Below are 23745 nucleotides of genomic sequence, written 5' to 3'. Positions count from 1 at the left end.
GCTCACTTGTACTCGATGATCCGCATGTCCCGCCCCATCCACCTGCGCAGATGAAACCGGAGCATCCCGATCAGGTTGGGAAATTTCGACAGCGTCAGAAAGACCGCGTGATGCAGCGCCGTGGCGCGCGGCAGGCCTTCCTGTCGCATCAGCCCCCGCACTGTGCGAAGCCAGGACAGGACATAGGCCAGCAGCACCAGCGCCGTCAGCCAGGGCGCCGCAAACAGGCCGACGAGCGCCAGAACCGGCGCCAAGAGCCCCCAGAGCCAGCTGCGCATCCGCTCGCGGCGGAAGTAGTCCGGGTGCAGATGGCCGACCTGGGCAAAGCCATGCCCGGTCCGCACCGCCCGCTGCCACCAGGCGCCAAAGCGTGTCATCGCGGCGTCATGCTGGGTCATCTCTTCGGGGATGCGCAGCAATTGCCAGCCGGCCTTGCGCAGCCGGCAACACAGCTCGTCATCCTCGGCCGCGATCACCCGCGCGTCGAAGCCGCCGGCCTCGAGATAGGCAGTGCGGCGCAGCATCATGTCGCCTCCGCAGGCGCGGATTTCGCCCGCCGGTCGGTGCCATTCCACCTGCGCCAAGGCATTGTAGACCGAGGCCCCGGGCGCGATCTCGCGCCGCCAGCCGGTGACCAGCCCGCGCCTGGGCTCCGCCAGAAGCGCGGCGCGTGCGGTCTCGATCCAACCCGGTGCAATGGCGCAATCGCCGTCGATGAACTGGACGATCTCCGCCGCGCCGCCGGTGGCCTCGAGATGCAGGAACCCTTGGTGCCGGGCGCGCGCCGCGGTGAAGGGCCGGCTGAGGTCGAGATGCACCACTTCGGCCCCGGCCGCCTCGGCCACGGCGACGCTGCCGTCGGAAGATCCGCTGTCGACATAGACCATCCGCCGCGCCTGCCCCTGCGCCGAGGCCAGACAGCGCCGCAGCCGGTCGCCCTCGTTGCGGCCGATCAGGATCAGGTCGACCGCGCTCATGGCCGCTTGCCCGGATGCGCCGTGCCGTCGGCGTAGACCTCGAACAACCGGCCGAGCCAGGCCGCCTCCTTGCCGATGTCGAAGTCCTCGACGACGCGGGTGCGCCCGGCCCGGCCCATTTCGACGCGGCGGTCCGGGTCGGCCAGAACGGCGCGGATTGCCTGCGCCAGCCGCTGCGCATCGCCGGGCGGCACGAGAAAGCCGCTCTTGCCGTGCTCGACCAGTTCCGAGACCCCGGCGACGCCGGTGGTGATCACCGGTCGTCCGGCCGCCATCGCCTCCATCAGCACCACCGGCACGCCCTCGGCGAAGCTCGGCAACACCAGCGCGTCGGTCACCTTCAGCGCCCGGGCGACTTCGGACTGGCTGCGATAGCCGGCAAAGTCCACCATATCGCGCAGACCGAGATCCGCCGCGTCCTGCTCCAGTCGCGCCCGTTCCGGCCCGTCGCCGATCAGGGTGACGCGCAGCCCGGGCAGCTCGCCTTTCAGGATGCTCAGCGCCTCGAGCAGCACCGGCACGCCCTTGACCGCCGCCAGCCGTCCGACAAAGGTCAGATGCGGCGGGCCCTGGCGCGGGGCCGGATCGTAGCGTGCCGGATCGATGCCGCAATGCACGATGTGCAGCTTGTCCCAGAGCGCGCGGTCGGAAAAGATCATCGCCTGCGCCCGGCAGAATTCGGAGATGCAGGCCACGAAACGCGCCCGGGCGATCTTTTCGTCGAGCCGCCAGTGGTCCGGGGCAAAGAAGATATCCGGCCCGTGCAGGGTAAAGCTGTAGGGGATGCCGCTGAGCTCCGAGGCCAGCATCGCCACGGTGCAGCTCGCCTTGGCGATATGGTTGTGCAGGTGGCGCACGCCATGGCGCTGCATGTGATCGGCCAGCATGATGGCCTCGGCGAAATAGAACATCTGCCAGAGCCAGTTGCGCAATCCCCCCGGCGCGGTGCGCCAGGCCAGGGCGAAGGCGCGAAAGAACCGCCCCGGATGGCGCAACAGGCGGAGCTTGGCGGCGGCGAGCCGCAGCGGATGTTTCGCCGCCTCGAGCACGTGAAAGGTCTGCGCCGCCTCGGCGATCTGTTCCTCGCCCACCAGATGCTCTGGCCCGGTGCGGCGGATCGAGGCGGTCATGATCGTGATACCCTGCGCCCTGAGCGCCGCGACCTCGCGCTGGATGAAGGTATCGGTGACGCGGGGGTATTCGCCGGTGAGGTAGAGGAGGGGGCCGGTCATCCCTGGGCCTCATGCATCAGCGCCTCGAAGCTCTTCGCCTGCCGCAGGCCCAGGGTCTCGCGCATCCGGCTGTTGTCGTAACACAGCGGCAGAAACCGCGCCCGCAGCACCTCGGGGCGCAGCAGGCCGGGCAGCCTGTGGCGTGGCAGCACCGTCGCGGACAGCCGTGCCAGGGGCATCACCCAGCGCCAGTTGAGCGGCAGGACCAGCGGCGGCGTACCGGCGAGATTGGCGAGATAGCGCTGCCGGGTCGGCAGGTCTTCGTCGAGCACGTTGATCGGCCCGGTGGCCGGGTGTTCGGCGGCCTTGATCAGCGCCCCGGTGCAGGTGGAGATATGGCACAGCGGGATCTCGCCGCGGCCTGCCAGGCGCAGCAGCACCGGCCCGAGGGCAAGACCCAGATGCGCGTTCCAGAGCCGACCCGGGCCGAAAACCGCCCCGGCCCGCAGGATGGTGACACCGTGGCCCCGTGTCTTGGCGGTATCGGACACCAGCCGTTCCTGAGCCGCCTTGTTGGTGGCATAGGCATCGGCCCTGGCTCCGGCGTCCAGCAGCGCCGAATTCTCGGTGATCATCGCGCCCGGGTCGGCGTGGGCCATGTCATAGACCGCCATGGAACTCATGTGCACCAGCCGGGTGCCGTCGGGCAGGGCGGCCAGCAGGCTCCGGGTCGCCTGCAAGGTATCGCGCGCCTGCCGCGTGGCATCGCCGGAGAGCGAGGCCGCCAGATGCAGCACCACGTCGGCCAAGGCGCAGGCCGCGGGCAGGGCGGGGCAGTCTGTCAGGTCGCCGGCAATCACCGTGATACCGGCGTCGTCGCGCCAGCTCTCGGGGGCGGCGCTGGCGTCGCGCAGCACGGCGATCACCGCGTGGCCCCGCGCCCGGGCGGCCGCGACGCTGTGGCGGCCGACATAGCCTGCCGCGCCGGTGATCAGCAGGGTCAGCGCGCCCATGGCATCGGCTCCGGTTGGGGACAGGTGGTTGTCATGTCCTGCGGTCCGGTCTCTTCGCCGGCGTTCTGCATTGCCAAGGTCACCTCGGTCAGATGCAGCGCGAAATCGCTGTCGAGCCGGCAGGCGCGGCCCTCGGCCAGCGCGTCCAGCATCTCGGCCGGGCCGAGCGCGAAATTCATCGCCGCCGCGCCCCTCCGCGAGACCTTGGGATGGGTCGGCCCGCCGGGTCTGCACCGCCGCCCGAATGGCAGTTCGAGCAGCCGCCGCCGCAGGTTGACCCGCCGGTGAAAGCGCACCGGGGCGGCATTGTTCCAGGCCTGTTTCACCTCCAGCACGCCGGCATCGCCGATGGCGCGGATGCGGTGATCATGCGGCGCGGCGATCGAACAGGTCAGCCGCGCCACCGGTCCCGCGTGGAAAAACAGCGTGGCGGTGGCAAAATCGGGGGTGTTTGCGCCGCCGGGCTTGTCGGGGATCACCTCGGCCGAGGCCGCCACCACGCGCCTGACCGGCCCGAAGGCGGCGATCAGCCATGTCAGGTAATAGCCCGCGTGCTCCAGCGTGCAGCCGGTGCGAAACTCGTCCTCGGCCGGCCAGGGCGCGCCGCTTTCGCTGATCCAACTGCCATGGCGGGCCTGCGGCACAAAGCCGTCGTCAAGCTCGGCATAGACCAGCCGCACCGGGCCGGCGGTGCCGCGGCGTATCTCGCGCAGAAAGACCTGTGCCGCCTCGCCCAGCACGCTGCTCGGCGCCGAGGCGAGCATCAGCCCGGCGTCATCGGCCATGGATTTGAGCGCCTTGGCCTCCGCCATCGTCAGCGCCAGCGGCTTTTCGCACCAGACATGCCGGCCGGCGGCCAGGCAGGCGAGGTTGACGGTGTAATGCGCGCCCGGATTGGTCAGGTTGAGCACGATGGCGCCCTCGGGCAGCGCGGCGAGGAAGTCTTGCAGATCGGCCTGCGGCGGCACGTCCCAATGGGCGCAAAAGGCGGCCAGCCGCGCGGCGTCGGTGTCATGTGCGGCGGCAACCGACAGATCGTCATAAAGCGCCAGCGAGCGCATGTAGAGATCGGCGACAAAGCCGCAGCCGATGAGGCCCACGGCGCGCATCAGCACGGCCCCCCGCGCAGGGCAGGGCCAAGGGTCGTGCCGGTCCGTATCAGGGGCATGCGCGCGCGGGTCCGTCTGGTTGCTGTCAGGCGCGGTTTAATCACCCGAAGATGGCAATTTTTCGGCTGTCGCCGGCGCGGGCGCAAAAAATGCCGCGGCGCCGCGTGGAATCTGCGATTTGTTCTTACCTTCGCCATCTTGGACCCCGATGATATGTCCGACCATGCGGAGGACAACGTGTACTTTGAGGTAGGGAATTACCGGCTGGCAATCAACATGCCCCGGCGTGCCGGGCTGATGGCCGAGGTCGCGGCGCGCCTGGCGCGGGGCGAGGGCTTTGCCCTCGCGACGGTCAACCTCGACCACCTGGTGAAACTGCGGCAGAGCGCGGAATTTCGCGAGGCCTATCGGGCGCAGGATCTGGTGGTGGCCGATGGCAACCCGCTGGTCTGGCTGTCACGTCTGGCCGGCGATCCGGTCGAGCTGGTCCCCGGAGCGGACATGGTGGTGCCCCTGGCCGGGCTGGCGGCGCGGCAGGGCGTGCCGGTGGCCCTGCTGGGAAGCACCGAGGCGGCCCTTGCCGGCGCGGCAGAGGCGCTCTCGGCCCGGGTGCCGGGGGTGAAGGTGGCGGCGCGGATCGCGCCTCCGATGGGGTTCGATCCGGCGGGGCCGGGCGGCGATGCGGTGCTGCGTGAGGTCGAGGCTTCCGGCGCGCGGCTGGTCTTTCTGGCGCTGGGCGCGCCGAAGCAGGAGATTCTGGCGGCACGAGGCCGGGTGATCACGCCGGGGCTCGGCTTCGCCTCGATCGGCGCCGGGCTCGATTTCCTTGCCGGGGCGCAGCAGCGCGCGCCGCGGATCATGCGCCGGCTGGCGCTGGAATGGCTCTGGCGGATGCTGTCCAATCCCCGCCGGCTGGTCGCGCGCTATGCGCAATGCGCCGCCATCCTGCCCGCGCATGCCGTCAGGGCCCTGCGCCAACGCCACACCGGGGTCCGAGAGAGAACGCCGTAGGCGGGGCTTCCGCCCGTCCCCTTCCGCCGTCACGCCCGCGAGGACTTGATCTCCGTCACGCCCAGCACTTCGAGCACCTTGGCTTCGATATCCTCGGCGTTGAGCCCGGCCACGGCATACATGTCGCGCGGGCTGGCCTGATCGATGAAGATGTCGGGCAGCACCATCGAACGGTACTTGAGCCCGTTGTCGAAGACGCCTTCTTCGGCCAGAAGCTGCGCCACATGGCTGCCGAAACCGCCCACCGCGCCCTCTTCGACGCAGATCAGCGCCTCATGCTCGGCGGCAAGCTTGAGGATCAGCTCGCGGTCGAGCGGCTTGGCAAAGCGCGCGTCGGCCACGCTCGGGCTGATGCCCCTGGCCCCCAATGCCTCGCAGGCGTCCAGCACCTCCTTGAGCCGCGCGCCAAACGACAGGATCGCCACGCCCTGACCTTCGCGCACCATGCGACCGCGGCCGATTTCCAGCGGCACGCCCTGTTCCGGCATCTCGACGCCGACGCCTTCGCCGCGTGGATAGCGAAAGGCGATGGGGCCATCGTCATGGGCGGCGGCGGTGGCCACCATATGCACCAGCTCGGCTTCGTCGGCGGCGGCCATCACCACCATTCCCGGCAGGTTGGCCATGAAGGCCACGTCGAACGCGCCGGCATGGGTGGCGCCATCGGCCCCGACAAGCCCCGCGCGGTCGATGGCGAAGCGCACCGGCAGGCGCTGGATCGCCACGTCATGCACCACCTGATCATAGCCGCGTTGCAGAAAGGTGGAATAGATCGCGCAGAACGGCCGCATGCCGCCCGCCGCGAGCCCGGCCGAGAAGGTCACCCCGTGCTGTTCGGCAATGCCCACGTCGAAGCAGCGGCTGGGATAGCGTGTGCCGAACAGATCGAGCCCGGTGCCATCCGGCATCGCCGCCGTCACGGCGCAGATCCGGCTGTCCTTTTCGGCGGCCTTGATCAGCTCCTGGCCGAAGACCTTGGTATAGGCGGGCGCGTTGGACGGCGCTTTCTTCTGCTTGCCGGTGACGACATCGAATTTCGCGGTGGCGTGGCCCTTGTCGTCGGCGTTTTCGGCCGGGTGATAGCCCTTGCCCTTGCGGGTCAGCGCGTGGATCAGGATCGGCCCGGTGGCCCGTGCCTGCACCGTGCGCAGCACCGGCAAGAGCTGGTTGAGGTCGTGGCCGTCGATCGGCCCGAGGTAGGAAAAGCCCAGCTCCTCGAACAGCGTGCCGCCCACCGCCATGCCCTTGATCATGTCCTTGGCGCGCTTGGCGCCTTCGCGGAACGGCTCTGGCAGCAGCGAGACCGCGCCCTTGGCCGCGGCCTTGAGATCCTGGAACGGCGCCTCGGCATAAAGCCGCGACAGATACGACGACATCGCCCCCACCGGCGGGGCAATCGACATTTCGTTGTCGTTGAGGATGACGATCATCCTCTTGCCGAGGTGGCCGGCATTGTTGAGCGCCTCGAAGGCCATGCCGGCGCTCATCGCGCCATCGCCGATCACCGCGATGGCATCGCCATGGCCGGTGTCGCAGGCGCCGCCGAGATCGCGCGCCACGGCAAATCCCAGCGCGGCGGAAATCGAGGTCGAGCTATGCGCGGCGCCGAAGGGATCGAAGGGGCTTTCCGAGCGTTTGGTGAACCCCGAGAGCCCGTCTTTCTGGCGCAGAGTGCGGATGCGGTCACGGCGGCCGGTGAGGATCTTGTGCGGATAACACTGGTGCGACACATCCCAGATGATCTTGTCGCGCGGCGCGTTGAACACCGCGTGCAGCGCTACGGTCAGTTCCACCACGCCAAGGCCCGCGCCCAGGTGGCCGCCGGTCTCGCTCACCGCGCTGATGGTTTCCGTGCGCAGCTCATGCGCCAGCCGCACCAGTTCCGCGTCGGAAAAGCGTTTCAGGTCGGCGGGGCCGTGGACAGTATCCAGCAGCGGGGTTTCCGGGCGGTCAGACATGCGCGGCTCCTTGGCCTCTCAATTGTCGCGCGAGATAACGAAGCGGGCGGCCTCGCGCAAGGTTCGGGCCCGGGGCCCGTAAGGCGAAAGCGCGTCGCAGGCTTCGGTGACAAGCTCCTGCGCCCGCAGGCGCGCGGCTTCGAGCCCGAGCAGCGAGACAAAGGTCGCCTTGCCCGCCGCCGCGTCCTTTTGCAGCCGTTTGCCGGCCTTCTGCGCATCGCCTTCCACATCCAAGATGTCGTCGGCGATCTGAAAGGCAAGGCCCAGCGCCTGCGCATAGTGCCGCAAGGGGGCGGTGTCGGCGCGGGCGAGCCGCGCCCCGGCTTCGGCCGACCATTGAATGAGCGCGCCGGTCTTGCCGGCCTGAAGCCGGGTGATTTCCTGAAGGCCGAGCGGCGCATCGGCGCTTTCGGCCGCGATATCAAGCGCCTGGCCCAGCACCATGCCGCGTGCGCCCGCCGCCCGTGCCAGCGAAAGCGCCAGCTCGGCACGGACTTCGGCGTCGGGGTGGCAGCGCCGATCGGTGACCATCTCGAACCCCAGGGTCTGGAGCGCATCGCCGGCCAGCACCGCCGTCGCCTCGTCCCATCTGACATGCACGGTGGGCTGACCGCGGCGCAGATCGTCATCGTCCATGCAGGGAAGGTCGTCATGCACCAGACTGTAGGCGTGTACCGCCTCGATCGCCCCGGCGGGCCAGAGCGCATGGGTCTCGGCGATGTCGTGCAGCCGGGCGCTTTCCATCACCAGAAAGCCGCGCAGCCCCTTGCCGCCCGCGACCGCATAGCGCATCGCCCGGGTCACCGGCAGGTCGTCGATTCCGGCGATCACCAGGTCGAGATGGGCCGAGACGCGCGCGGCGTCGGATTTCAGGGTATCGGTGAACATCCGGGGCGGTCCTCTTGGCGGGCACACTCAGGTGGGGCGGCCTCTGCGGGGCCTCCGGCGTGTGTCGGACTGGGTGAAGCCGGTGCGCCGGCGCTCAGAGGCCTTCGACGGGCTTGGTGCCGGTGGCATTGCCCTCGGCGTCGGTGGTGATGGCGTGCACCTTTTCTTCGGCGTCCTTGAGCTTTTGTTCGCAGCGTTTCTTCAGCGCCGCGCCGCGCTCGTAGAGCTTGATCGAATCGTCGAGTGCCACGTCGCCCCGTTCCAGCTGGCCGACCACGCGCTCCAGCTCGGCCATGGCCTCTTCGAATGTCAGTTCGTCTACCTTTTTCTCGCTCACGCCGCGGCCTCCTGAAGCGTTTTCACATGGGCGGTGACTGCCTCCGCCAATGCGGCGAGATCATAACCGCCTTCCAGAACAGAGACCACCCGGCCCTCGCAACACTCTTGCGCGACCTGACAGATCTCCTGCGTCAACCAGACGAAATCCTCGGTCGACCAGTTGAGATTGGCCAGCGGATCGTCGCGATGGGCATCGAACCCGGCCGAGATCAGGATCAGCTCCGGGGCAAAATCGCGCAACCGGGGCAGCACGTCATGGGTATAGGCGTCGCGCATCTCGTAGCCGTCCGAGCCGGGGGCGAGCGGAATGTTGCACACATTGTCATGCGCGCCGCGTTCCGACGGGTCGCCGCTGCCGGGCCAGAGCGGCATCTGCTGGCTGCTGATCAACTGCGCGCGCGGCTCGTCCCAGAGCAGCGACTGGGTGCCATTGCCGTGGTGAACGTCGAAATCCACCACTGCGACGCGCGCAAGGCCGTGCCGTTCGAGCGCGTGTTTCGCGCCGATGGCGGCATTGCCGAAGAAGCAAAAGCCCATCGGCGTTTCCTGTTCGGCGTGATGGCCGGGCGGGCGCATGGCGCAAAAGGCGTTTCGCGCGTCACCGGCAAGCACGCGGTCCACCGCCTCGCGCACCGCGCCGACGCCGTGCCAGGCCGCGGCCAGGCTGCCGGGCGACATCCAGGTGTCGGCGTCGAGCTGGTGCAGCCCCTCGGCCGGGAGCGCCGCCTCGAGCCGGGCGATGTACCGCTCGGGATGGCAGAGCAGCACATCCTCGCGCCGGCCTTCGGGCGCGGTTTCCACTGCGATGTCGTTCTGGCGGAAGGCGTGCAGGATGTGCTCGAGCCGTGCCACCTGTTCGGGGTGGCCCTGCGGGGTTTCATGCCGCAGCCCGGTCTCATGGGTCAGTACCAGCGTGGTCATGGTCTCTCCTCCCTCTGGGTGGCGGTTTTGCCGATCTGGCAGGTTTCGGGGGCGGGTTGCAAGCTGGGCGTTGCGGGCGGTGGGTTGAAAACCCACCCTACAGGGGTGGCCGGCCGTGGGCTGGGGTGGCAACCTGTTGCGTGGTCATGAAGCGGGCGTGGGGTGGGTGCGCGGCCCCCGCCGGGTCACAACTCGGCCGTAGGGTGGGGTTGTGAACCCACCATCGCCTGCGGCTCAGTCCGGCGCCAGCATATAGCCCGCGCCGCGCACGGTTTGAAGGTAGCGCGGCTGTTTCGGATCGGCCTCGAGCTTGCGCCGGAGTCGGGTGATCTGCACGTCGACGGCGCGTTCCTGGCTCTGCCCCTTGTCGCGGCCCAGGTCCTCGACCAGCTGCGCGCGGCTCACCGCCTCGCCCGGCCGGGCCGCAAAGATCCGCATCAGCTGGCTTTCTGTGGCGGTCAGGCGCACCGCGTCCTCGCCCTGCCACAGTTCGCCGCGCTCGATGTCGTAGCGCAGCGGCCCGAGCGACAAAAGCTTGGGCATGGCATTGGTCTCCGGCGCTTCCGGCATGCGGCGCAGGATGGCGTTGATCCTGAGCAGAAGTTCCTTGGGTTCGAAAGGTTTGACAAGGTAATCGTCGGCCCCGGCCTCGAGCCCGGCGATGCGGTCCTCGGTCTCGCCCTTGGCGGTGAGCAGCAGGATCGGCGTGGCCGAGTCCTCGCGCAGATCGCGGGTCAGGCTGATGCCGTCTTCGCCGGGCATCATCACGTCCAGCACGATGAGATCGAAATCGAGCCCCGAGAGGATGCGCCGGGCATGGCCGGCGTCACGCGCGGCAGACACCAGGAAACCGTTGCGGATCAGGAATTTCTGCAACAGCACCCGGATGCGTTCGTCGTCGTCGACGATCAGAAGATGCAGATCCTGCGCGCTCATGTCCTGGGCTCCCGCAGGGCGCGGTAATTGCGCCGCATGTCGGCGTCCATCATCGCCTCGAGCACCTGGCGAAAGCCGGCCACGGCCTCCGGCCCGGCTTTGCGATAGGCGGCGCGCATCCGCGCTCTCTGGGCATCCGACAATTTTGCCTCCAGGGCTTTTCCCTCCTCGGTCAGGTACAGGTGCCGTTCGCGTTTGTCCAACCGGCCGACCCTGCTTTCCACAAGACCGTCCGCGATCAACGTGCGCAACACACGGTTCAGCGATTGTTTCGTGACTCCGAGGATATTCAACAGGTTGTTGACCGTCGTGCCGGGGGCGCAATTGATGAAATGCACCGCCCGGTGATGGGCGCGGCCATAAGACAATTCGTCGAGGATCCGGTCGGGATCGGCGGTAAAGCCGCGATAGGCAAAGAACATCGCCTCAATCCCTTGCCGAAGCTGTTCGTCGGTCAGATAAAGCAGCTGTTCTCCGCTGGGCTCTGCCATGCCTCTCCCTTGTGTACTGGCGCTGTCGGGTCACAGTACGTCAGCCTTGTTGACATTCCAAGTCTCAACTGGTAGCGACTCACAGTTTTTGCGCAATATTATGTCCACACCGGACCAAATCCGCGCAACATATGGAAAATGAAGGGCTTTGGAGGAGCGACATGGCTGGCTCATATGATGATCGCGATGGCAAGATCTGGTTGGATGGCACGCTTGTCGACTGGCGGGATGCAAATGTGCATATCCTGACCCACGGGCTGCATTACGCCAGCTCGGTGTTCGAGGGCGAGCGCGCCTACAATGGCAAGATTTTCGAGAGCCTGCGCCATTCCGAGCGGCTCCTGGCCTCCGGCGCGCTGCTCGACATGCCGGTCCCCTATTCGGTCCTAGAGCTCGAGGCGGCGAAATACGAGGTGCTGAAGGCCAACGTGCTGACCGACGCCTACGTTCGCGTGGTGGCCTGGCGCGGCTCGGGCGAGGACATGGGGGTCGCTTCGGCCAAGAATCCGGTGCGGGTCGCGGTCGCGGCCTGGGAATGGGGCGCCTATTACGGCGATGCCAAGATGAAAGGCGCCAAGCTCGACATTTCCAAGTGGAAACGCCCAAGCCCGGAAACCATCCCGACCTCGGCCAAGGCCGCCGGTCTCTACATGATCTGCACCATGTCCAAGCACGCCGCCGAGGCCAAGGGCTGCTCGGACGCGCTGTTCATGGATTATCGCGGCTATGTGGCGGAAGCGACCGGGGCCAACATCTTCTTTGTCAAGGAAGGCGAGGTGCACACGCCGCTGCCCGACTGCATTCTCAACGGCATCACCCGCCAGACGGTGATCAACATGCTCCGGGACCGTCAGATCAAGGTGCACGAGCGCCACATCATGCCGGAAGAGATGGAAGGCTTCGAGCAATGCTGGCTGACCGGGACGGCGGCAGAGGTGACACCGGTGAGCCAGATCGGCGACTACACCTTCGAGGTCGGCGCGCTGACCCGCGAGATGTCGGACGCCTATGAGAAGCTGGTGCGCAACTGACCGATCGGTCCCGCGCCACCCGCCCCGGCCCCCGCGCCGGGGCCTCCCGCTGCGCGCCAGGCGACCGGCCCGGCGCAATGTCCCGGATCAGGTCCGGGGCGCAAGACACTCCGGCCCCGCATCGGAAAGGAGAGCGGTCCCGCCACCCGGCTCCCGCTCGATGACACCGCCGCCGGAAACTCTGGCAAAAAAAAGACCCGGGCCGGGGCCCGGGTCAGTCCAACAGGGAGGAGCATGTGATAACCCGCACATGCAACGGGATCTCTGTCACCTACAAAAGGTGACCGTAACATAGCACTTTATCGCCCTTCGATCTATGCGCCCTTTCAGGCATTGAGCCGATATCCGCCAGATTCGGTTACAAGGAGCCGGGCGTTCGAGGGTTCCGGCTCGATTTTCTGGCGCAATCTGTAGATGTGCGTCTCGAGCGTGTGTGTCGTCACGCCTGCATTGTAACCCCAGACCTCGTGCAGCAGAACGTCGCGTGGCACGACGCCTTCGGGGGCGCGATAGAGGTATTTCAGGATGTTGGTCTCTTTCTCGGTCAGCCGGATCTTCTTTTCGTCTTCGGTCACCAGGGTCTTCATCGCCGGCTTGAACGTATAGGGGCCCAGCGCAAAGACGGCGTCCTCGCTCTGCTCGTGCTGGCGCAGCTGGGCGCGGATACGGGCCAGGAGCACCGGGAACTTGAACGGCTTGGTGACATAATCATTGGCCCCGGCGTCGAGGCCGAGAATGGTGTCGGCATCGCTGTCATGGCCGGTCAGCATCAGCACCGGCGCCTTGACGCCCTGCTTGCGCATCAGCCGGCAGAGCTCGCGGCCATCGGTGTCGGGCAGGCCCACGTCGAGGATGATCAGGTCGAAATGCGAGGCCTTGACCCGCTCCATCGCCTCGGCGCCGTTGGAGGCCTCGAAGACCTCGAAATCCTCGGTGATGATGAGCTGTTCGGCCAGCGCCTCACGCAGGTCGTCGTCATCATCGACAAGAAGCAGGTTCTTGAGCTGTGCCATCTCGGTCCTCCAAATCTCTTCTTCGTGAGATTGGGGCGCAGCCGGCGAGGGGCAAGATTTGCTGCAAGCCGTTCACGCGCTCGTGTGAATATCACCCGGGAGGCGAGGAAATGTTTCAATTCCCGATCATTACCGGCTACATGACAGGCCTGATGACTGGACATTTTGCACCTGACACGGCGGAGCTGATCAACCGCGCCCGCGCCGATCTTCGGATGGGGGTGCCGGTCGTGCTCTGCGGTCACGGCAGCGCCGCGCTGGTGCTTGCGGCCGAAACCATGGGGCCGGCGCGGCTGGCCACCCTGCGGGCGCTGGGCGGGGCGCCGGTGCTGGCGATCACCGGACGCCGGGCCGAGACGCTGAAGGCGCGCCCCTATGACGGCGATGTCGCCCGGCTGCCGCTGCCGGAAGAGGCCGATTGCGCCTGGATCCGCGCCATCGCCGATCCGGCCGATGATCTGCGGACACCGATGAAGGGCCCGCTGTTCGCCTTGCGCGAAGGCGATGCGGCGCTGCACCGGCTGGCGGTGTCGCTGGTGAAATCGGCACAGCTCCTGCCCGCCGCCGTGGTGCTGGAAACCGCGGTCGAGAGCCTGCCGGAAGCCGCGCTGCTCACACGGCTCGAGGCCGGGAGCGCCGGGCCGCTGCTGCTGCGGGCCACCGATCCGCATCCGGTGGTGGCGGCGCGCCTGCCCACCCGGCTGGCCCATGGCGGACGGTTGCACATCTTCCGCCCCGATGATGGCGGGGTCGAGCACTACGCCTTCGAGATCGGCCGCCCGGATCGGGCGCAGCCGGTGCTGGCACGGCTGCATTCCGCCTGTTTCACCGGCGATGTGCTGGGCTCGCTGAAATGCGACTGCGGCCCGCAGCTTCATGCCGCCCTGGCGCAGATGGGCGACGAGGGGCAGGGGGTGCTGCTCTATCTCAACCAGGAGGGTCGCGGCATCGGGCTCGCCAACAAGATGCGCGCCTATTCCTTGCAGGATCAGGGCTTCGACACGGTCGAGGCCAATCACCGGCTGGGCTTCGAGGATGACGAACGCGATTTCCGCATCGGCGCCGATATCCTCAAGGCCATGGGCTTTGCCCGGGTCCGGCTGCTGACCAATAATCCACGCAAGATCGCGATGATGCAGGGCGCCGGTCTCGCGGTGACCGAACGGGTGCCGCTCAAGGTCGGGCTGACCGATCAGAACGCCGCCTATCTCGCCACCAAGGCGGCGAAATCGGGGCATCTGCTGTGATGGTCCTCACCCCGCGCGGGCTGCGCTTTGCCGGAAGGCTCTGGCCCTGCACCATCGGCCGCGGCGGGCTGACCGCCGACAAGCGCGAGGGCGATGGCGCCACCCCGCGCGGCCGGCACCACATCACCGGGCTGCTGTATCGCCCCGACCGGATGGCCCGCCCGGCGCCCTGGGCCGAGCCGATCCGCCCCGGCGATCTGTGGTCCGACGAGCCGCAAGACGAGGATTACAACACTTTGGTCCGCGCGCCCTACACCGGCTCGCACGAGGCGCTGCGCCGCGCCGATCCGCTTTATGACCTGGTGCTGCTGACCGATTGGAACTGGCCCGATGCCACGCCCGGCCGTGGCTCGGCGATCTTCCTGCACCGCTGGCGGCGGCCCGGCTCTCCGACCGAAGGCTGCATCGCCTTCCGCCCCGACCACCTGCGCCGGATCGCGGCACTGGCCGCCCCCGGCACAAGGCTGATCGTGCCCTGAGCTCTAGCGCTGCTTGCGCGGCGTGCAGTCGCCGCCGGTGTGACAGGCGATCACCTGTTCGGTCATCTCGGGCGTGGGTCTGGCAAAGGCAAAGCCGCCGCAGGGGGTGATCGTCACCTCCGGGGAGGCGGCGTCGAGATTGACGAAGGCCAGCACCGGATCGCCGCTCTGGGCCCCTGCGCACCACGGGCCGAAACATTGCACGTTCAGCACGATGTCCGCGTCATAGGGGTGGATGAATCCGGCGCGGCTCAACGCGTCGCCGGTCAGCCGCGCCGGAATTCGGGTGTCGGGCGGAGTGTTGGCCTGATCGGTCATGTCGGTCTCGGGCAGCCGCGTCGCGTCAAAGCCCATCCGGCCCAGCACCACCATGTAGCGATCCTCGCTGTCCCTGGCATCCTGGTAGACAGCGGCCACGTCATGCGGCAGGCAGGTCAGCGCCTGCGCCCCGGCGGCCCAGACAAGCAACGGCAGACAAGTCAAGAGACGCATCACTCACCTCTCAAGATAGGGGCGGAACTCCTCGACCACGCGGGCATAGACCTCGCGCTTGAACGGTACGATATGATCGACGAGCCGGTCGTGCGGCAGCCAGCGCCATTCGGAAAACTCCTGATGATCGTCGGCATCCAGCCGCACCTGATCGTCGGTGCCATGGAAACGCATCAGGAACCATTTCTGTTCCTGGCCGCGAAACCGGCCTTTCCAGATATTCGGCACCAGATCATGCGGCAGGTCATAGGGTATCCAGGCCCGGGTTTCCGCCTCCACGGTCACCAGCTCGGGCAGGACACCGGTTTCTTCCTGCAATTCGCGCAGCGCGGCGGCGCGGGCGTCCTCGCCCTTGTCGATGCCGCCCTGCGGCATCTGCCAGGCCGGCGTTTCGCTGTCGATCCGCTGGCCGACAAAGGCCTCGCCCGCGGCGTTGACAAGCATCACCCCGACATTGCGGCGATAGGGCAGGCGGGCGATGTCTTCGGGGGTCATGCGGGCCTCGCGGTCACTCGAGATCGCCCCCGGCACGGCGGCCGGGGGCAGAGCAGTTTCACTCGTCTTTCGGACCCAGCGCCGACAGGCCCTTGAGGATGTCGATGGCATAGGCCAGCTGGTAATCCTCTTCGCGCAGCGCGGCGGCGGCTTCGGCCTTGGCGCGGTCGGCTTCGATCTGTTCGATCTCGTCCTCGCTCAGGCTGTCATTGTCGAGCGAGCCGCGCAGGTCGGCCTCGGAACGCGAATTGGGGGTGGTTTCCTCATCCTCTTCGTTGGCCACCCGACGCGGCTGTTCGACAACGATGTCGGGCGAGACGCCGAGCGCCTGGATCGACCGGCCCGACGGCGTGTAATAGCGCGCCGTGGTCAGCCGCATGGCGCCGTCTCCGCGAAGCGGCATGACGGTCTGCACCGACCCCTTGCCGAAGGATTTGGTGCCGACCACGATGGCGCGGCGGTGATCCTGCAAGGCACCGGCGACGATTTCCGAGGCCGAGGCCGAGCCGCCGTTGATCAGCACCACCAGCGGCTTGCCCTCGGCAAGATCGCCGGGCGTGGCGTTGTAGCGCTCGCCGTCCTCGGGGTTGCGGCCGCGGGTCGAGACGATCTCGCCTTTCTCGAGGAAGGCATCCGACACCCGGATCGCCTGGGTCAGCAGACCGCCGGGGTTGTTGCGCAGGTCGAGCACGATGCCGTTGACGTTCTCGAGCCCGCCGGCGGCCGCGATCTCCTCGGCCAGTCCCTCTTCGAGATTGGGCGTGGTCTGATCATTGAAGGTGGTGACACGCAGCACCACGGTCTCGCCTTCGGTGCGGGTGCGCACGGCGGTGAGGGTGATGGTGTCGCGGATGATCGAGACATCGAAGGGCTCGGGCTGATCCTCGCGGACCACGGTGATGATGATCTCGGAGCCGACCGGCCCGCGCATCATCTCGACCGCCTCGTCCAGCGTCAGGCCGAGCACCGATTCGCCATCGACATGGGTGATGAAATCGCCGGCCTCGATCCCGGCGGCATCTGCCGGGGTGTCGTCGATCGGCGACACCACCTTGATGAAGCCCTCTTCCTGGGTCACCTCGATGCCCAGACCGCCGAACTCGCCCCGGGTCTGCACCCGCATGTCGGCGGCGTCATCCGGCGACAGATAGCTGGAATGCGGGTCGAGCGAGGTCAGCATGCCGTTGATCGCGGCCTCGATCAGCTCGCCTTCGTCGACCTCCTCGACATATTGCGCGCGAATGCGTTCGAAGATGTCGCCAAACAGGTCAAGCTGCTCGTAGACATTGCCCGATGAACGCTCTTCCTGGGCCAGCAGCGGGCCGGCAAGCTGGGTGGTTGCGACAATGCCTGCCAGCGTACCGCCGACGGCGGCCATGACGAACTTCTTCATTGGTGTCTTATCCCTTGTCGGTGGTGCGGAACCAATCTTGTGGGTCCACAGGCTGATTCAGCTCTCTGACCTCTATATAGAGCGTTTCCGGGCGGGCGTTTCCAGCCCCATCACCCGATAGTGACACATCCGTCCGCAACTCTCCGCCCATCAGCCCTAGAGGATCGCCCGCCGGCAGGACCTGGCCGGTCTGGCCAAAGACCGCCTCGAGCCCGGCAAAGATGAACAGCGTGTCGGCCTGCGGCTCCAGAATGGCGACCAGCCCGTAGTTCAGGAGCGGCCCGGCATAGCGGATGGTGGCGGCGGTGGGGGTCGTGACCACTGCCTGCGGCCCGGTGGCGATCAGCAGCCCGGGGCGGCGCACACCGGCGGCATCGGCCTCGCCGGCGCGGCGCAGGAGCTGGCCCTGCACCGGCAGCGCCAGCTTGCCCTTGCGGTGGCTGATGTCGGGCAGGCTGCCCGGCGCCTCGTCCTCGGCGATGGTGCTGAGACCGCTGGCAAAACCCTCCAGTGTTTCGGTGGCGGCGATCAGCACGGCGGTCTGCACCGGGTTCTCCACAAAGCGGCGCGGCAGATCGGTACGGTCGGCCACCGCCTTCGACAGCGCGGTGCGCGCCTCCTGCGCACCTTCGAGCCCCTCTTGCAGCTTGGCCGCGGATTGCGCCTGCAACAGCCGCAGCGCCTGCACCTCCTCGAGATCGGCGCGCAAGGCATCGGCGCGGGCCTTCAGCCCCGGCGTCACATCCGACAGCAGCATGCCGGCCCGTGCGGTGCCCGTCGGGCCCGAAGGATGCAGCAGGGTGACCGGCGCCGGCGCCCGCGAAATGGATTGCAGCACGCCCAGAAGCCGCGAGATTTCCTTGTCGCGGGCCTGGAGATCCTCGGTGAGCTGCGCCTCTTTCAACGAGGCCGCGCGCATGCCGTCGCGCAGCGCCGCCAGACCGGTCTCATAGCCCTTGACGATTTCGGTCAGCGCCTTGACCCGCTCGCGCCCGCCACGGGCCTCGCTCAGCGCCTGGGCGCTTTCCTCAAGCATGCGCACGGCATCGCGCGCCGCTTCGGCTGTGGTCATCTGCGCCTGCGCCGCCCCGGCGAACAGGCACAGGAGGGTCACGGCGCGCAGGATCATGCCAGCAGGCTTTCTCCGGTCATTTCCTCGGGCGTGTCGAGCGCCATCAGCGCCAGAAGCGTGGGCGCCAGATCGGCCAGCCGCCCGCTCTGCCGCAGCCTGGCCCCCTCGGGCCCGCCGACCAGGATCACCGGCACCGGGTTGAGCGTATGGGCGGTATGCGGCCCGCCGGTCTCGGGGTCGACCATCTGCTCGCAATTGCCGTGGTCGGCGGTCACGATCATCGCGCCGCCGGCCTTGTCCAGCGCCTCGAGCGCCCGGCCGAGGCCGGTATCCACCGCTTGACAGGCCGCCTTGGCCGCCTCCAGATCGCCGGTGTGGCCCACCATGTCGGGGTTGGCAAAGTTCACCACGATCAGGTCATAGCCGGTCTCGATTGCCTTCACGAACTGGTCCGAGACCTCCCCGGCGCTCATTTCGGGCTGCAAGTCATAGGTCGCCACCTTGGGCGAGGGCGCCATGTAGCGGTCTTCGCCCTCTTCGGGCACCTCCTTGCCGCCATTGAGGAAGAAGGTGACATGCGGGTATTTCTCGGTTTCGGCCAGGCGGAACTGCTTCAGCCCCTTCGCCGCGACCCAGGCGCCCAGCGTGTTGACCACGACCTTCTTGGGATAGGCGGCGGCCATGAAGGTGTCATGGGTCTTGGAGTAATCCACCATGCCCAGGATCGAGGCCCATTGCGGCCGGTTGCGGCCGTCGAAGCCGTCAAAGTCATCCTCGCCCACCGCCAGCAGGATCTCGCGCGCCCGGTCGGCCCGGAAGTTGAGGCAGAAGAAGCCGTCGCCATCCCGGGCACCGTCGTAATTGCCGATCAGCGTGGCGGGGATGAATTCGTCGGTCTGATCGCGGTCATAGGCCTCTTTCACCGCCGCCACGGCGGTGCCGGCCTTGTGTTCGGCGGCGCCGCCCACCATGGCGCGATAGGCCTGTTCCACCCGGTCCCAGCGATTGTCGCGGTCCATGGCGAAATAACGCCCGGTGACGGTGCCCACCCGGGCACCCTCGGGCAGCTTCGACACCAGCGTCCGCAGGAAGTCCTCGGCCGATTTCGGCGCCACGTCGCGGCCATCGGTGACCGCATGCACCACCACCGGCACCCCGGCGCTGACGATCATTTCGACGGCGGCCAGCACATGGTCGATATGGCCATGCACGCCGCCATCGGAAATCACCCCCATCAGATGCGCGGTGCCGTCGTGGCCGCGCACGCTCTCGATGAAGGCATGGATCGCCGCGTTGGAAAAGAACGAACGGTCCTCGATCGCGAGATCGATCTGCCCGAGGTCCATCGCCACCACCCGGCCGGCGCCGATATTTGTGTGGCCGACCTCGGAATTGCCCATCTGCCCGCTGGGCAGGCCGACGTCATTGCCATGGGTGGTCAGCGTGGCATTCGGGCAATTCGCCATCAGCCGGTCGAAATTCGGCGTCTCGGCCAGCGCCACGGCATTGGCCTCGGTTTCGTCCCGCAGGCCCCAGCCGTCGAGAATACACAGAACCACGGGTTTCGGAGCAGGCATCAAAGGTTCCTCGTTCTGATCGCGCCCCGGGCGGTGACACCCTGCCACCGAAAGGGGCTTCTTCTCTTATCAAATACGCATCTCGGCCCGTGACACGGGCGCGCGGCTTATTCGGAATAGGTCGGGTGAAACAGGCCGCCGGGCGAGAGCGTGAAGATCTCGGCGCCCTCCGCGGTCACCCCGACCGAATGTTCGAACTGTGCAGAAAGCGACTTGTCGCGGGTCACAGCGGTCCAGTCGTCCGACAGCACCTTGGTCTCGGGACGGCCGAGGTTGACCATCGGCTCGATGGTAAAGAACATGCCTTCCTCGAGCACCGGCCCGGTTCCCGCGCGGCCGTAGTGTAGCACGTTGGGCGGCGCGTGAAACACCGTGCCCAGCCCGTGGCCGCAGAAATCCCGCACCACCGACATGCGCTGGCCTTCGACGAAGCTTTGGATCGCATGGCCGACATCGCCAAAGGTGTTGCCGGGCTTGACCGCCTCGATGCCGCGCATCAGCGCGTCATGGGTCACCTGGATCAGCCGCTCGGCCTTGCGGCTGAGCTTGCCGGCGACGAACATCCGGCTGGTGTCGCCGAACCAGCCATCCTTGATGACGGTCACGTCGATATTGAGGATATCGCCGTCCTTCAGCTTCTTGTCGCCGGGAATGCCGTGGCAGACCACGTGATTGACGCTGATGCAGGAGGCGTGCTGATAGCCCTTGTAGCCGATGGTGGCCGATTTGGTGCCCAGCTCGCCCACCCGCTTCTCGATGAAGGCATCGAGCGCGCCCGTGGTCTGGCCGACCTCGACCAGAGGGGCCACTTCGTCGAGGATCTGGGCTGCGACCCGGCCGGCCTCGTGCATGCCGGCGAAATCCGCCTGTTCATGGATCCGGATCCCGTCGCGCGTCATGCGCCCCTTGTGACGGTTCATGCAATTGCTCCGTAAAAAACGTCTTGCTGGCTGTCTTATGCGTTTGCAGCGTAAAGAGCCAGCCCGCGCGGGACAAGTTCCCGTGCTGCCGCGGTGAGGGGGCGCCGCCGCGATGCAATCAAGAGGTGACCAGAACGCCCATGCCGGCCAGAATCACCCCCGCCCAGATCATCCGGTGGCGAAGATGGCCTTCGCCCAGCAGCAGGCTGCCCGCCAGCACGGTCAGCAGCACGCTGACCTCGCGGGTGGGCGCGACATAGGCCACCGGGGTGAAGGTCAGCGCATAGAGCACGAGGATATAGGCCAGCGGATTGAACAGCGCGATGATCACCAGCCCCGCGCGGTGATCGCGCCATTGCAATCGCATGACCGCGCGGCGTTTCAGGGCCATCGGCGCCAGCAGCACCGATCGCGCCACGCTCGAGACGTAATCGAGCAGCAGCGGCGGGATCAGCAGCGCCGAGACCGCATAGGCGTCCCAGACCGTATAGCTGCCGATCAGCCCGCCGGCGGCCAGGCCAAAGAGGAGCGAGGTCGAGATCTGCTGGCCCTTCACGCGCCCGCCGGTGGTCAGCATCAGCACGCCAAAGACGATGCCGACCGCGCCAAGCGCCATCTGCGCGCTGACGATCTCGCCCAGAAAGAGCACGGCAAAGCTGGTGGAGAGAAGCGGCCCGGTCGAACGTGCGGTGGGATAGACCAGCGACAGATCGCCCTTGCGATAGCCGACCTGCAAGAGCAGGAAATAGGCCATGTGCAGCGCCGTGCTGCCGGCCAGCCAGATGAGTTGCTGCGGCCCGAAGCTCGGCGCCTGTGACACCAGCACCCAAAGCGCCAGCGGCGCATAGATCACCACCGTCAGCGCCGAGAACAGCCAGACCAGCTCCGGCCCGCCGCCGATCCGCTTGAGCTGAAAGTTCCAGGTCGCATGGCAGACCGCAGCAGCGAGAACGAGGGCCAGACCAAGAAGAGACATGCAAGACCTCGTCGTCGGAGATGCGGTTACGCCGGAGTGAAATCCATCCGCCCGCCGGGCCGGATGGCCTCGGGCGTCAGTTCGCAGCCCAGTACCATCACCTCGACCCCGGCGGCGCAAGCCTCGACAAAGCCCGCCGCATAGGCCGGGTCGATATCGGCGGCCAGCCGCATCGTGGTGCAATCGTTGCGCTGCACCAGATAGAGCATCACCGCCCGGTGCCCGGCCTGCGCCATCGCGGCAAGATCGGCCAGATGCTTGGTGCCGCGCGCGGTCACGCTGTCGGGAAACTCCGCCACGCCGTTTTCGCGGCTCAGCGTGACCGATTTCACCTCGACATAGCAATCGCGCCGCCCGGCGGCCTGCAACAGGAAATCTATCCGGCTGTTCCGGCTGTACTTCACCTCGGGCCGCACCGTCCGGTAGCCTTCGAGCCCCGGCACGCTGCCGGCCTCGAGCGCCCCGCGCAGCGCGCGGTTCGGCACCGAGGTATCCACCCCCACCAGCACGCCCTCGGCGGGCGAGACCAGCCTGAGGCCGTAATCCAGCTTTTTCTTGGGATCGTCGTTGGGCTCGAGCCAGACCCGAAAGCCGGGGTCGGCAAGGCCGAGCATCGAGCCGGGGTTGGCGCAATGGGCCACAACCTCGCGGCCGTCATCCAGCCGGCAATCGGCGAGGAAGCGTTTGTATCGCCGCAGGAGCGTGGCCGGAACAAGAGGGGTTTGAAAGCGCATGCGCCCGGCCTATACCTCTGAAAATCTGCATTCAAGGAGGCCCCGATGGCCAATCCCACCGCCGCCATGCTGGTGATCGGCGACGAGATCCTCTCGGGCCGCACCCGCGACGCCAATATGCATTACCTCGCCGGCGAGCTGACCAAACACGGCATCGACCTCAAGGAGGTGCGCGTGGTCAGCGATGACGCGCCCGCCATCGTCGCGGCGGTCAAGGCGCTCTCGGCGGCGGTCACCCATGTCTTTACCTCCGGCGGCATCGGCCCGACCCATGACGACATCACCGCCGATTGCATCGCCGAGGCCTTCGGCGTGCCTATCGACGTGCGCGAGGATGCCCGCGCGCTGCTGGCCGAGCATTACGCCAATACCGGGCGCGAGCTGAACGCCGCCCGCCTGCGGATGGCCCGCATCCCCGATGGCGCGACCTTGATCGACAACCCGGTGTCGATCGCGCCGGGCTTTCTCTTGGGCAATGTGCATGTCATGGCCGGCGTGCCCAGCGTGTTTCAGGCCATGGTCGCCTCCGTCCTGCCGACGCTCACGGGGGGCGCGCCGCTGCTGAGCCAGACCCTGCGGGTGCAGCGCGGCGAAGGCGATATCGCCGGGCCGCTGGCGGCGCTGGCGGAGGAATTCGACGACCTGTCCTTCGGCTCCTATCCGTATCAGCAGAACGGGGCCTATGGCGCCAATATCGTGATCCGCGCGCAGGACGGGGCGAGGATCGATCTGGCGATGACCCGGCTCAAGGCGCTGTTTTCCGAATGAGGCCCGGCGCCGATCAGCTGATGGCGCTTTGCGAGGCGACATGGCCCCCGGCGCGCAGCTTTGCCAGCGGGGCCTTCCTGCTGCGCGATGGCGCCGGCGGCGGCAAACGTGTCTCGGCGGCGACGCTTCTGCCCGGCGCCAGCTGGTCCGAGGACGATCGGCTGCGGGCCGAGCAAGAGATGCGCGCGCTGGGCCAGCAGCCGCTGTTTCAGATAAGGGCCGGCGAAGAGCGGCTCGATGCCACGCTCGAGGCCGCCGGTTACCGGATCGTCGATCCGGTCAATCTCTATGTCGCCCCGGTGCAGGATCTGACCGACCGGCCCATTCCCCGCGTCACCACCTTCTGCATCTGGGAGCCGCTGGCGATCATGCGCGATCTCTGGGCCGCGGCGGGCATCGGCCCGGAACGGCTGGCGGTGATGTGGCGCGCCACCTGCGACAAGACCACCATCCTGGGCCGGATCGAGGACAGCCCCGCTGCCACCGCCTATGTCGGGCTGGTTGACGGGCTGGCCATGCTGCATGCGCTCGAAGTTGTCCCGGCCAAGCGCCGCAAGGGGCTGGCGCAGTGGATGATGCGGCAGGCGGCGGTCTGGGCGGCAGACCGCGGCGCCACGCATCTGTCGGTGCTCTGCACCGAGGCCAACACCGGCGCCAATGCGCTTTACGCCGGCATGGGCTTTGCCTGCGTCGGCCATTATCACTACCGGATCGCCGAAGCCTGACGCACAAC

Annotated in this window: 25 protein-coding genes; 6 read left to right on the top strand and 19 right to left on the bottom strand. The window is 67.5% G+C overall.

All coding sequences use genetic code 11. The features are described 5' to 3' along the window. Positions 1-2 precede the first annotated feature (2 nt). The 4 genes from AC0J5K_RS16045 to AC0J5K_RS16030 are packed head-to-tail and all read right to left on the bottom strand — an operon-like array spanning position 3 to position 4271. On the bottom strand, positions 3-977 hold the full coding sequence (locus AC0J5K_RS16045) for a glycosyltransferase family 2 protein (protein WP_274565766.1): 975 nt from the start codon (positions 975-977) through the stop codon (positions 3-5). After that, positions 974-2209 carry a glycosyltransferase gene (locus AC0J5K_RS16040; RefSeq protein WP_274565767.1) on the bottom strand — a complete coding sequence of 412 codons (1236 nt, stop codon included), beginning with the start codon at positions 2207-2209 and terminating at the stop codon, positions 974-976. The genes AC0J5K_RS16045 and AC0J5K_RS16040 overlap by 4 nt, the downstream gene beginning before the upstream one ends. Further along, positions 2206-3162 carry an NAD-dependent epimerase/dehydratase family protein gene (locus AC0J5K_RS16035; protein WP_274565768.1) on the bottom strand — a complete coding sequence of 319 codons (957 nt, stop codon included), beginning with the start codon at positions 3160-3162 and terminating at the stop codon, positions 2206-2208. The genes AC0J5K_RS16040 and AC0J5K_RS16035 overlap by 4 nt, the downstream gene beginning before the upstream one ends. After that, a complete protein-coding gene (locus AC0J5K_RS16030) occupies positions 3150-4271 on the bottom strand; it encodes a Gfo/Idh/MocA family protein (RefSeq protein ID WP_274565769.1) in 1122 nt (373 codons plus the stop codon). The genes AC0J5K_RS16035 and AC0J5K_RS16030 overlap by 13 nt, the downstream gene beginning before the upstream one ends. A gap of 237 nt (positions 4272-4508) precedes the next feature. Between AC0J5K_RS16030 and AC0J5K_RS16025 the strand changes: the two genes are divergently transcribed. Continuing rightward, positions 4509-5282, top strand: coding sequence for a WecB/TagA/CpsF family glycosyltransferase (locus AC0J5K_RS16025; RefSeq protein WP_074836114.1), 774 nt, complete (start codon positions 4509-4511; stop codon positions 5280-5282). A 29-nt stretch (positions 5283-5311) separates the two neighbouring features. On the opposite strand, the gene dxs is transcribed toward AC0J5K_RS16025, so the two are convergent. The 6 genes from dxs to AC0J5K_RS15995 all read right to left on the bottom strand — a co-directional run bounded on the left by dxs (position 5312) and on the right by AC0J5K_RS15995 (position 10815). Beyond that, entirely contained in the window at positions 5312-7240 is a 1929-nt protein-coding gene (gene dxs, locus AC0J5K_RS16020) for a 1-deoxy-D-xylulose-5-phosphate synthase (protein ID WP_274565770.1), read from the bottom strand. Between the two features lie 18 nt (positions 7241-7258). Continuing rightward, complete coding sequence (locus tag AC0J5K_RS16015; protein ID WP_274565771.1) at positions 7259-8128, bottom strand: polyprenyl synthetase family protein; 870 nt, start codon at positions 8126-8128, stop codon at positions 7259-7261. A 94-nt stretch (positions 8129-8222) separates the two neighbouring features. Then, entirely contained in the window at positions 8223-8423 is a 201-nt protein-coding gene (locus AC0J5K_RS16010) for an exodeoxyribonuclease VII small subunit (protein ID WP_371398941.1), read from the bottom strand. Positions 8424-8461: 38 nt separating this feature from the next. Further along, positions 8462-9388 carry a histone deacetylase family protein gene (locus tag AC0J5K_RS16005; RefSeq protein ID WP_274565772.1) on the bottom strand — a complete coding sequence of 309 codons (927 nt, stop codon included), beginning with the start codon at positions 9386-9388 and terminating at the stop codon, positions 8462-8464. Positions 9389-9622: 234 nt separating this feature from the next. Then, the gene (locus AC0J5K_RS16000) at positions 9623-10324 is read right to left on the bottom strand and encodes a response regulator (RefSeq protein WP_048533343.1); all 702 of its coding nucleotides are present in this window, start codon (positions 10322-10324) and stop codon (positions 9623-9625) included. Continuing rightward, positions 10321-10815, bottom strand: a complete 495-nt coding sequence (locus AC0J5K_RS15995; RefSeq protein ID WP_048533342.1) for a MarR family winged helix-turn-helix transcriptional regulator — start codon at positions 10813-10815, stop codon at positions 10321-10323. Before AC0J5K_RS15995 ends, AC0J5K_RS16000 begins: the two co-directional genes overlap by 4 nt. A 161-nt stretch (positions 10816-10976) precedes the next feature. Between AC0J5K_RS15995 and AC0J5K_RS15990 the strand changes: the two genes are divergently transcribed. After that, positions 10977-11846 (top strand): branched-chain amino acid aminotransferase, encoded by an 870-nt coding sequence (locus AC0J5K_RS15990; RefSeq protein ID WP_274565773.1) that lies wholly within the window; start codon positions 10977-10979, stop codon positions 11844-11846. Between the two features lie 326 nt (positions 11847-12172). On the opposite strand, the gene AC0J5K_RS15985 is transcribed toward AC0J5K_RS15990, so the two are convergent. Continuing rightward, positions 12173-12859: a response regulator transcription factor gene (locus AC0J5K_RS15985; protein WP_048533340.1), complete on the bottom strand. Its 687-nt coding sequence runs from the start codon at positions 12857-12859 to the stop codon at positions 12173-12175. Between the two features lie 152 nt (positions 12860-13011). On the opposite strand from AC0J5K_RS15985, the gene ribA reads away from it, so the two are divergent. Continuing rightward, positions 13012-14106, top strand: a complete 1095-nt coding sequence (gene ribA / locus AC0J5K_RS15980) for a GTP cyclohydrolase II (RefSeq protein WP_074836113.1) — start codon at positions 13012-13014, stop codon at positions 14104-14106. Further along, positions 14106-14585 carry a L,D-transpeptidase family protein gene (locus AC0J5K_RS15975; protein ID WP_274565774.1) on the top strand — a complete coding sequence of 160 codons (480 nt, stop codon included), beginning with the start codon at positions 14106-14108 and terminating at the stop codon, positions 14583-14585. Before ribA ends, AC0J5K_RS15975 begins: the two co-directional genes overlap by 1 nt. 3 nt (positions 14586-14588) lie before the next feature. On the opposite strand, the gene AC0J5K_RS15970 is transcribed toward AC0J5K_RS15975, so the two are convergent. The 8 genes from AC0J5K_RS15970 to sfsA all read right to left on the bottom strand — a co-directional run bounded on the left by AC0J5K_RS15970 (position 14589) and on the right by sfsA (position 22244). Beyond that, positions 14589-15077 (bottom strand): hypothetical protein, encoded by a 489-nt coding sequence (locus AC0J5K_RS15970; protein ID WP_274565775.1) that lies wholly within the window; start codon positions 15075-15077, stop codon positions 14589-14591. Positions 15078-15080: 3 nt separating this feature from the next. Continuing rightward, positions 15081-15572, bottom strand: coding sequence for an RNA pyrophosphohydrolase (locus tag AC0J5K_RS15965; RefSeq protein WP_048534018.1), 492 nt, complete (start codon positions 15570-15572; stop codon positions 15081-15083). A 58-nt stretch (positions 15573-15630) separates the two neighbouring features. After that, positions 15631-16965, bottom strand: coding sequence for a S41 family peptidase (locus AC0J5K_RS15960; RefSeq protein ID WP_048533337.1), 1335 nt, complete (start codon positions 16963-16965; stop codon positions 15631-15633). A gap of 7 nt (positions 16966-16972) precedes the next feature. Next, a complete protein-coding gene (locus AC0J5K_RS15955; protein ID WP_074836058.1) occupies positions 16973-18094 on the bottom strand; it encodes a murein hydrolase activator EnvC family protein in 1122 nt (373 codons plus the stop codon). Continuing rightward, positions 18091-19614, bottom strand: a complete 1524-nt coding sequence (gene gpmI, locus AC0J5K_RS15950) for a 2,3-bisphosphoglycerate-independent phosphoglycerate mutase (protein ID WP_274565776.1) — start codon at positions 19612-19614, stop codon at positions 18091-18093. The genes AC0J5K_RS15955 and gpmI overlap by 4 nt, the downstream gene beginning before the upstream one ends. Before the next feature lie 107 nt (positions 19615-19721). After that, positions 19722-20534, bottom strand: coding sequence for a type I methionyl aminopeptidase (map, locus tag AC0J5K_RS15945; protein ID WP_074836055.1), 813 nt, complete (start codon positions 20532-20534; stop codon positions 19722-19724). 118 nt (positions 20535-20652) lie between these two features. Then, a complete protein-coding gene (locus tag AC0J5K_RS15940; protein ID WP_074836053.1) occupies positions 20653-21510 on the bottom strand; it encodes a DMT family transporter in 858 nt (285 codons plus the stop codon). A 26-nt stretch (positions 21511-21536) separates the two neighbouring features. Next, a complete protein-coding gene (gene sfsA, locus AC0J5K_RS15935) occupies positions 21537-22244 on the bottom strand; it encodes a DNA/RNA nuclease SfsA (RefSeq protein WP_074836052.1) in 708 nt (235 codons plus the stop codon). A gap of 45 nt (positions 22245-22289) precedes the next feature. On the opposite strand from sfsA, the gene AC0J5K_RS15930 reads away from it, so the two are divergent. Then, positions 22290-23012, top strand: a complete 723-nt coding sequence (locus AC0J5K_RS15930) for a competence/damage-inducible protein A (RefSeq protein ID WP_074836050.1) — start codon at positions 22290-22292, stop codon at positions 23010-23012. Then, positions 23009-23737: a GNAT family N-acetyltransferase gene (locus AC0J5K_RS15925; RefSeq protein WP_274565777.1), complete on the top strand. Its 729-nt coding sequence runs from the start codon at positions 23009-23011 to the stop codon at positions 23735-23737. Before AC0J5K_RS15930 ends, AC0J5K_RS15925 begins: the two co-directional genes overlap by 4 nt. The last annotated feature ends 8 nt before the right edge of the window (positions 23738-23745 follow it).

It is taken from the genome of Marinovum sp. E3 (genome assembly GCF_055755275.1).
The sequence above is the reverse complement of the archived record's forward strand: the minus strand, read 5'-3'. Positions and strand labels throughout refer to the sequence as shown.

Excerpts from the sequence above, each read along its gene's own strand:
- AC0J5K_RS16045 (WP_274565766.1), bottom strand. The coding sequence starts at position 977 with ATGAGCGCGGTCGACCTGATCCTGATCGGCCGCAACGAGGGCGACCGG.
- AC0J5K_RS16040 (WP_274565767.1), bottom strand. The coding sequence starts at position 2,209 with ATGACCGGCCCCCTCCTCTACCTCACCGGCGAATACCCCCGCGTCACC.
- AC0J5K_RS16035 (WP_274565768.1), bottom strand. The coding sequence starts at position 3,162 with ATGGGCGCGCTGACCCTGCTGATCACCGGCGCGGCAGGCTATGTCGGC.
- AC0J5K_RS16030 (WP_274565769.1), bottom strand. The coding sequence starts at position 4,271 with ATGCGCGCCGTGGGCCTCATCGGCTGCGGCTTTGTCGCCGATCTCTAC.
- dxs (WP_274565770.1), bottom strand. The coding sequence starts at position 7,240 with ATGTCTGACCGCCCGGAAACCCCGCTGCTGGATACTGTCCACGGCCCC.
- AC0J5K_RS16015 (WP_274565771.1), bottom strand. The coding sequence starts at position 8,128 with ATGTTCACCGATACCCTGAAATCCGACGCCGCGCGCGTCTCGGCCCAT.
- AC0J5K_RS16010 (WP_371398941.1), bottom strand. The coding sequence starts at position 8,423 with ATGGCCGAGCTGGAGCGCGTGGTCGGCCAGCTGGAACGGGGCGACGTG.
- AC0J5K_RS16005 (WP_274565772.1), bottom strand. The coding sequence starts at position 9,388 with ATGACCACGCTGGTACTGACCCATGAGACCGGGCTGCGGCATGAAACC.
- AC0J5K_RS16000 (WP_048533343.1), bottom strand. The coding sequence starts at position 10,324 with ATGAGCGCGCAGGATCTGCATCTTCTGATCGTCGACGACGACGAACGC.
- AC0J5K_RS15995 (WP_048533342.1), bottom strand. The coding sequence starts at position 10,815 with ATGGCAGAGCCCAGCGGAGAACAGCTGCTTTATCTGACCGACGAACAG.
- AC0J5K_RS15990 (WP_274565773.1), top strand. The coding sequence starts at position 10,977 with ATGGCTGGCTCATATGATGATCGCGATGGCAAGATCTGGTTGGATGGC.
- AC0J5K_RS15985 (WP_048533340.1), bottom strand. The coding sequence starts at position 12,859 with ATGGCACAGCTCAAGAACCTGCTTCTTGTCGATGATGACGACGACCTG.
- ribA (WP_074836113.1), top strand. The coding sequence starts at position 13,012 with ATGACTGGACATTTTGCACCTGACACGGCGGAGCTGATCAACCGCGCC.
- AC0J5K_RS15975 (WP_274565774.1), top strand. The coding sequence starts at position 14,106 with ATGGTCCTCACCCCGCGCGGGCTGCGCTTTGCCGGAAGGCTCTGGCCC.
- AC0J5K_RS15970 (WP_274565775.1), bottom strand. The coding sequence starts at position 15,077 with ATGCGTCTCTTGACTTGTCTGCCGTTGCTTGTCTGGGCCGCCGGGGCG.
- AC0J5K_RS15965 (WP_048534018.1), bottom strand. The coding sequence starts at position 15,572 with ATGACCCCCGAAGACATCGCCCGCCTGCCCTATCGCCGCAATGTCGGG.
- AC0J5K_RS15960 (WP_048533337.1), bottom strand. The coding sequence starts at position 16,965 with ATGAAGAAGTTCGTCATGGCCGCCGTCGGCGGTACGCTGGCAGGCATT.
- AC0J5K_RS15955 (WP_074836058.1), bottom strand. The coding sequence starts at position 18,094 with ATGATCCTGCGCGCCGTGACCCTCCTGTGCCTGTTCGCCGGGGCGGCG.
- gpmI (WP_274565776.1), bottom strand. The coding sequence starts at position 19,614 with ATGCCTGCTCCGAAACCCGTGGTTCTGTGTATTCTCGACGGCTGGGGC.
- map (WP_074836055.1), bottom strand. The coding sequence starts at position 20,534 with ATGAACCGTCACAAGGGGCGCATGACGCGCGACGGGATCCGGATCCAT.
- AC0J5K_RS15940 (WP_074836053.1), bottom strand. The coding sequence starts at position 21,510 with ATGTCTCTTCTTGGTCTGGCCCTCGTTCTCGCTGCTGCGGTCTGCCAT.
- sfsA (WP_074836052.1), bottom strand. The coding sequence starts at position 22,244 with ATGCGCTTTCAAACCCCTCTTGTTCCGGCCACGCTCCTGCGGCGATAC.
- AC0J5K_RS15930 (WP_074836050.1), top strand. The coding sequence starts at position 22,290 with ATGGCCAATCCCACCGCCGCCATGCTGGTGATCGGCGACGAGATCCTC.
- AC0J5K_RS15925 (WP_274565777.1), top strand. The coding sequence starts at position 23,009 with ATGAGGCCCGGCGCCGATCAGCTGATGGCGCTTTGCGAGGCGACATGG.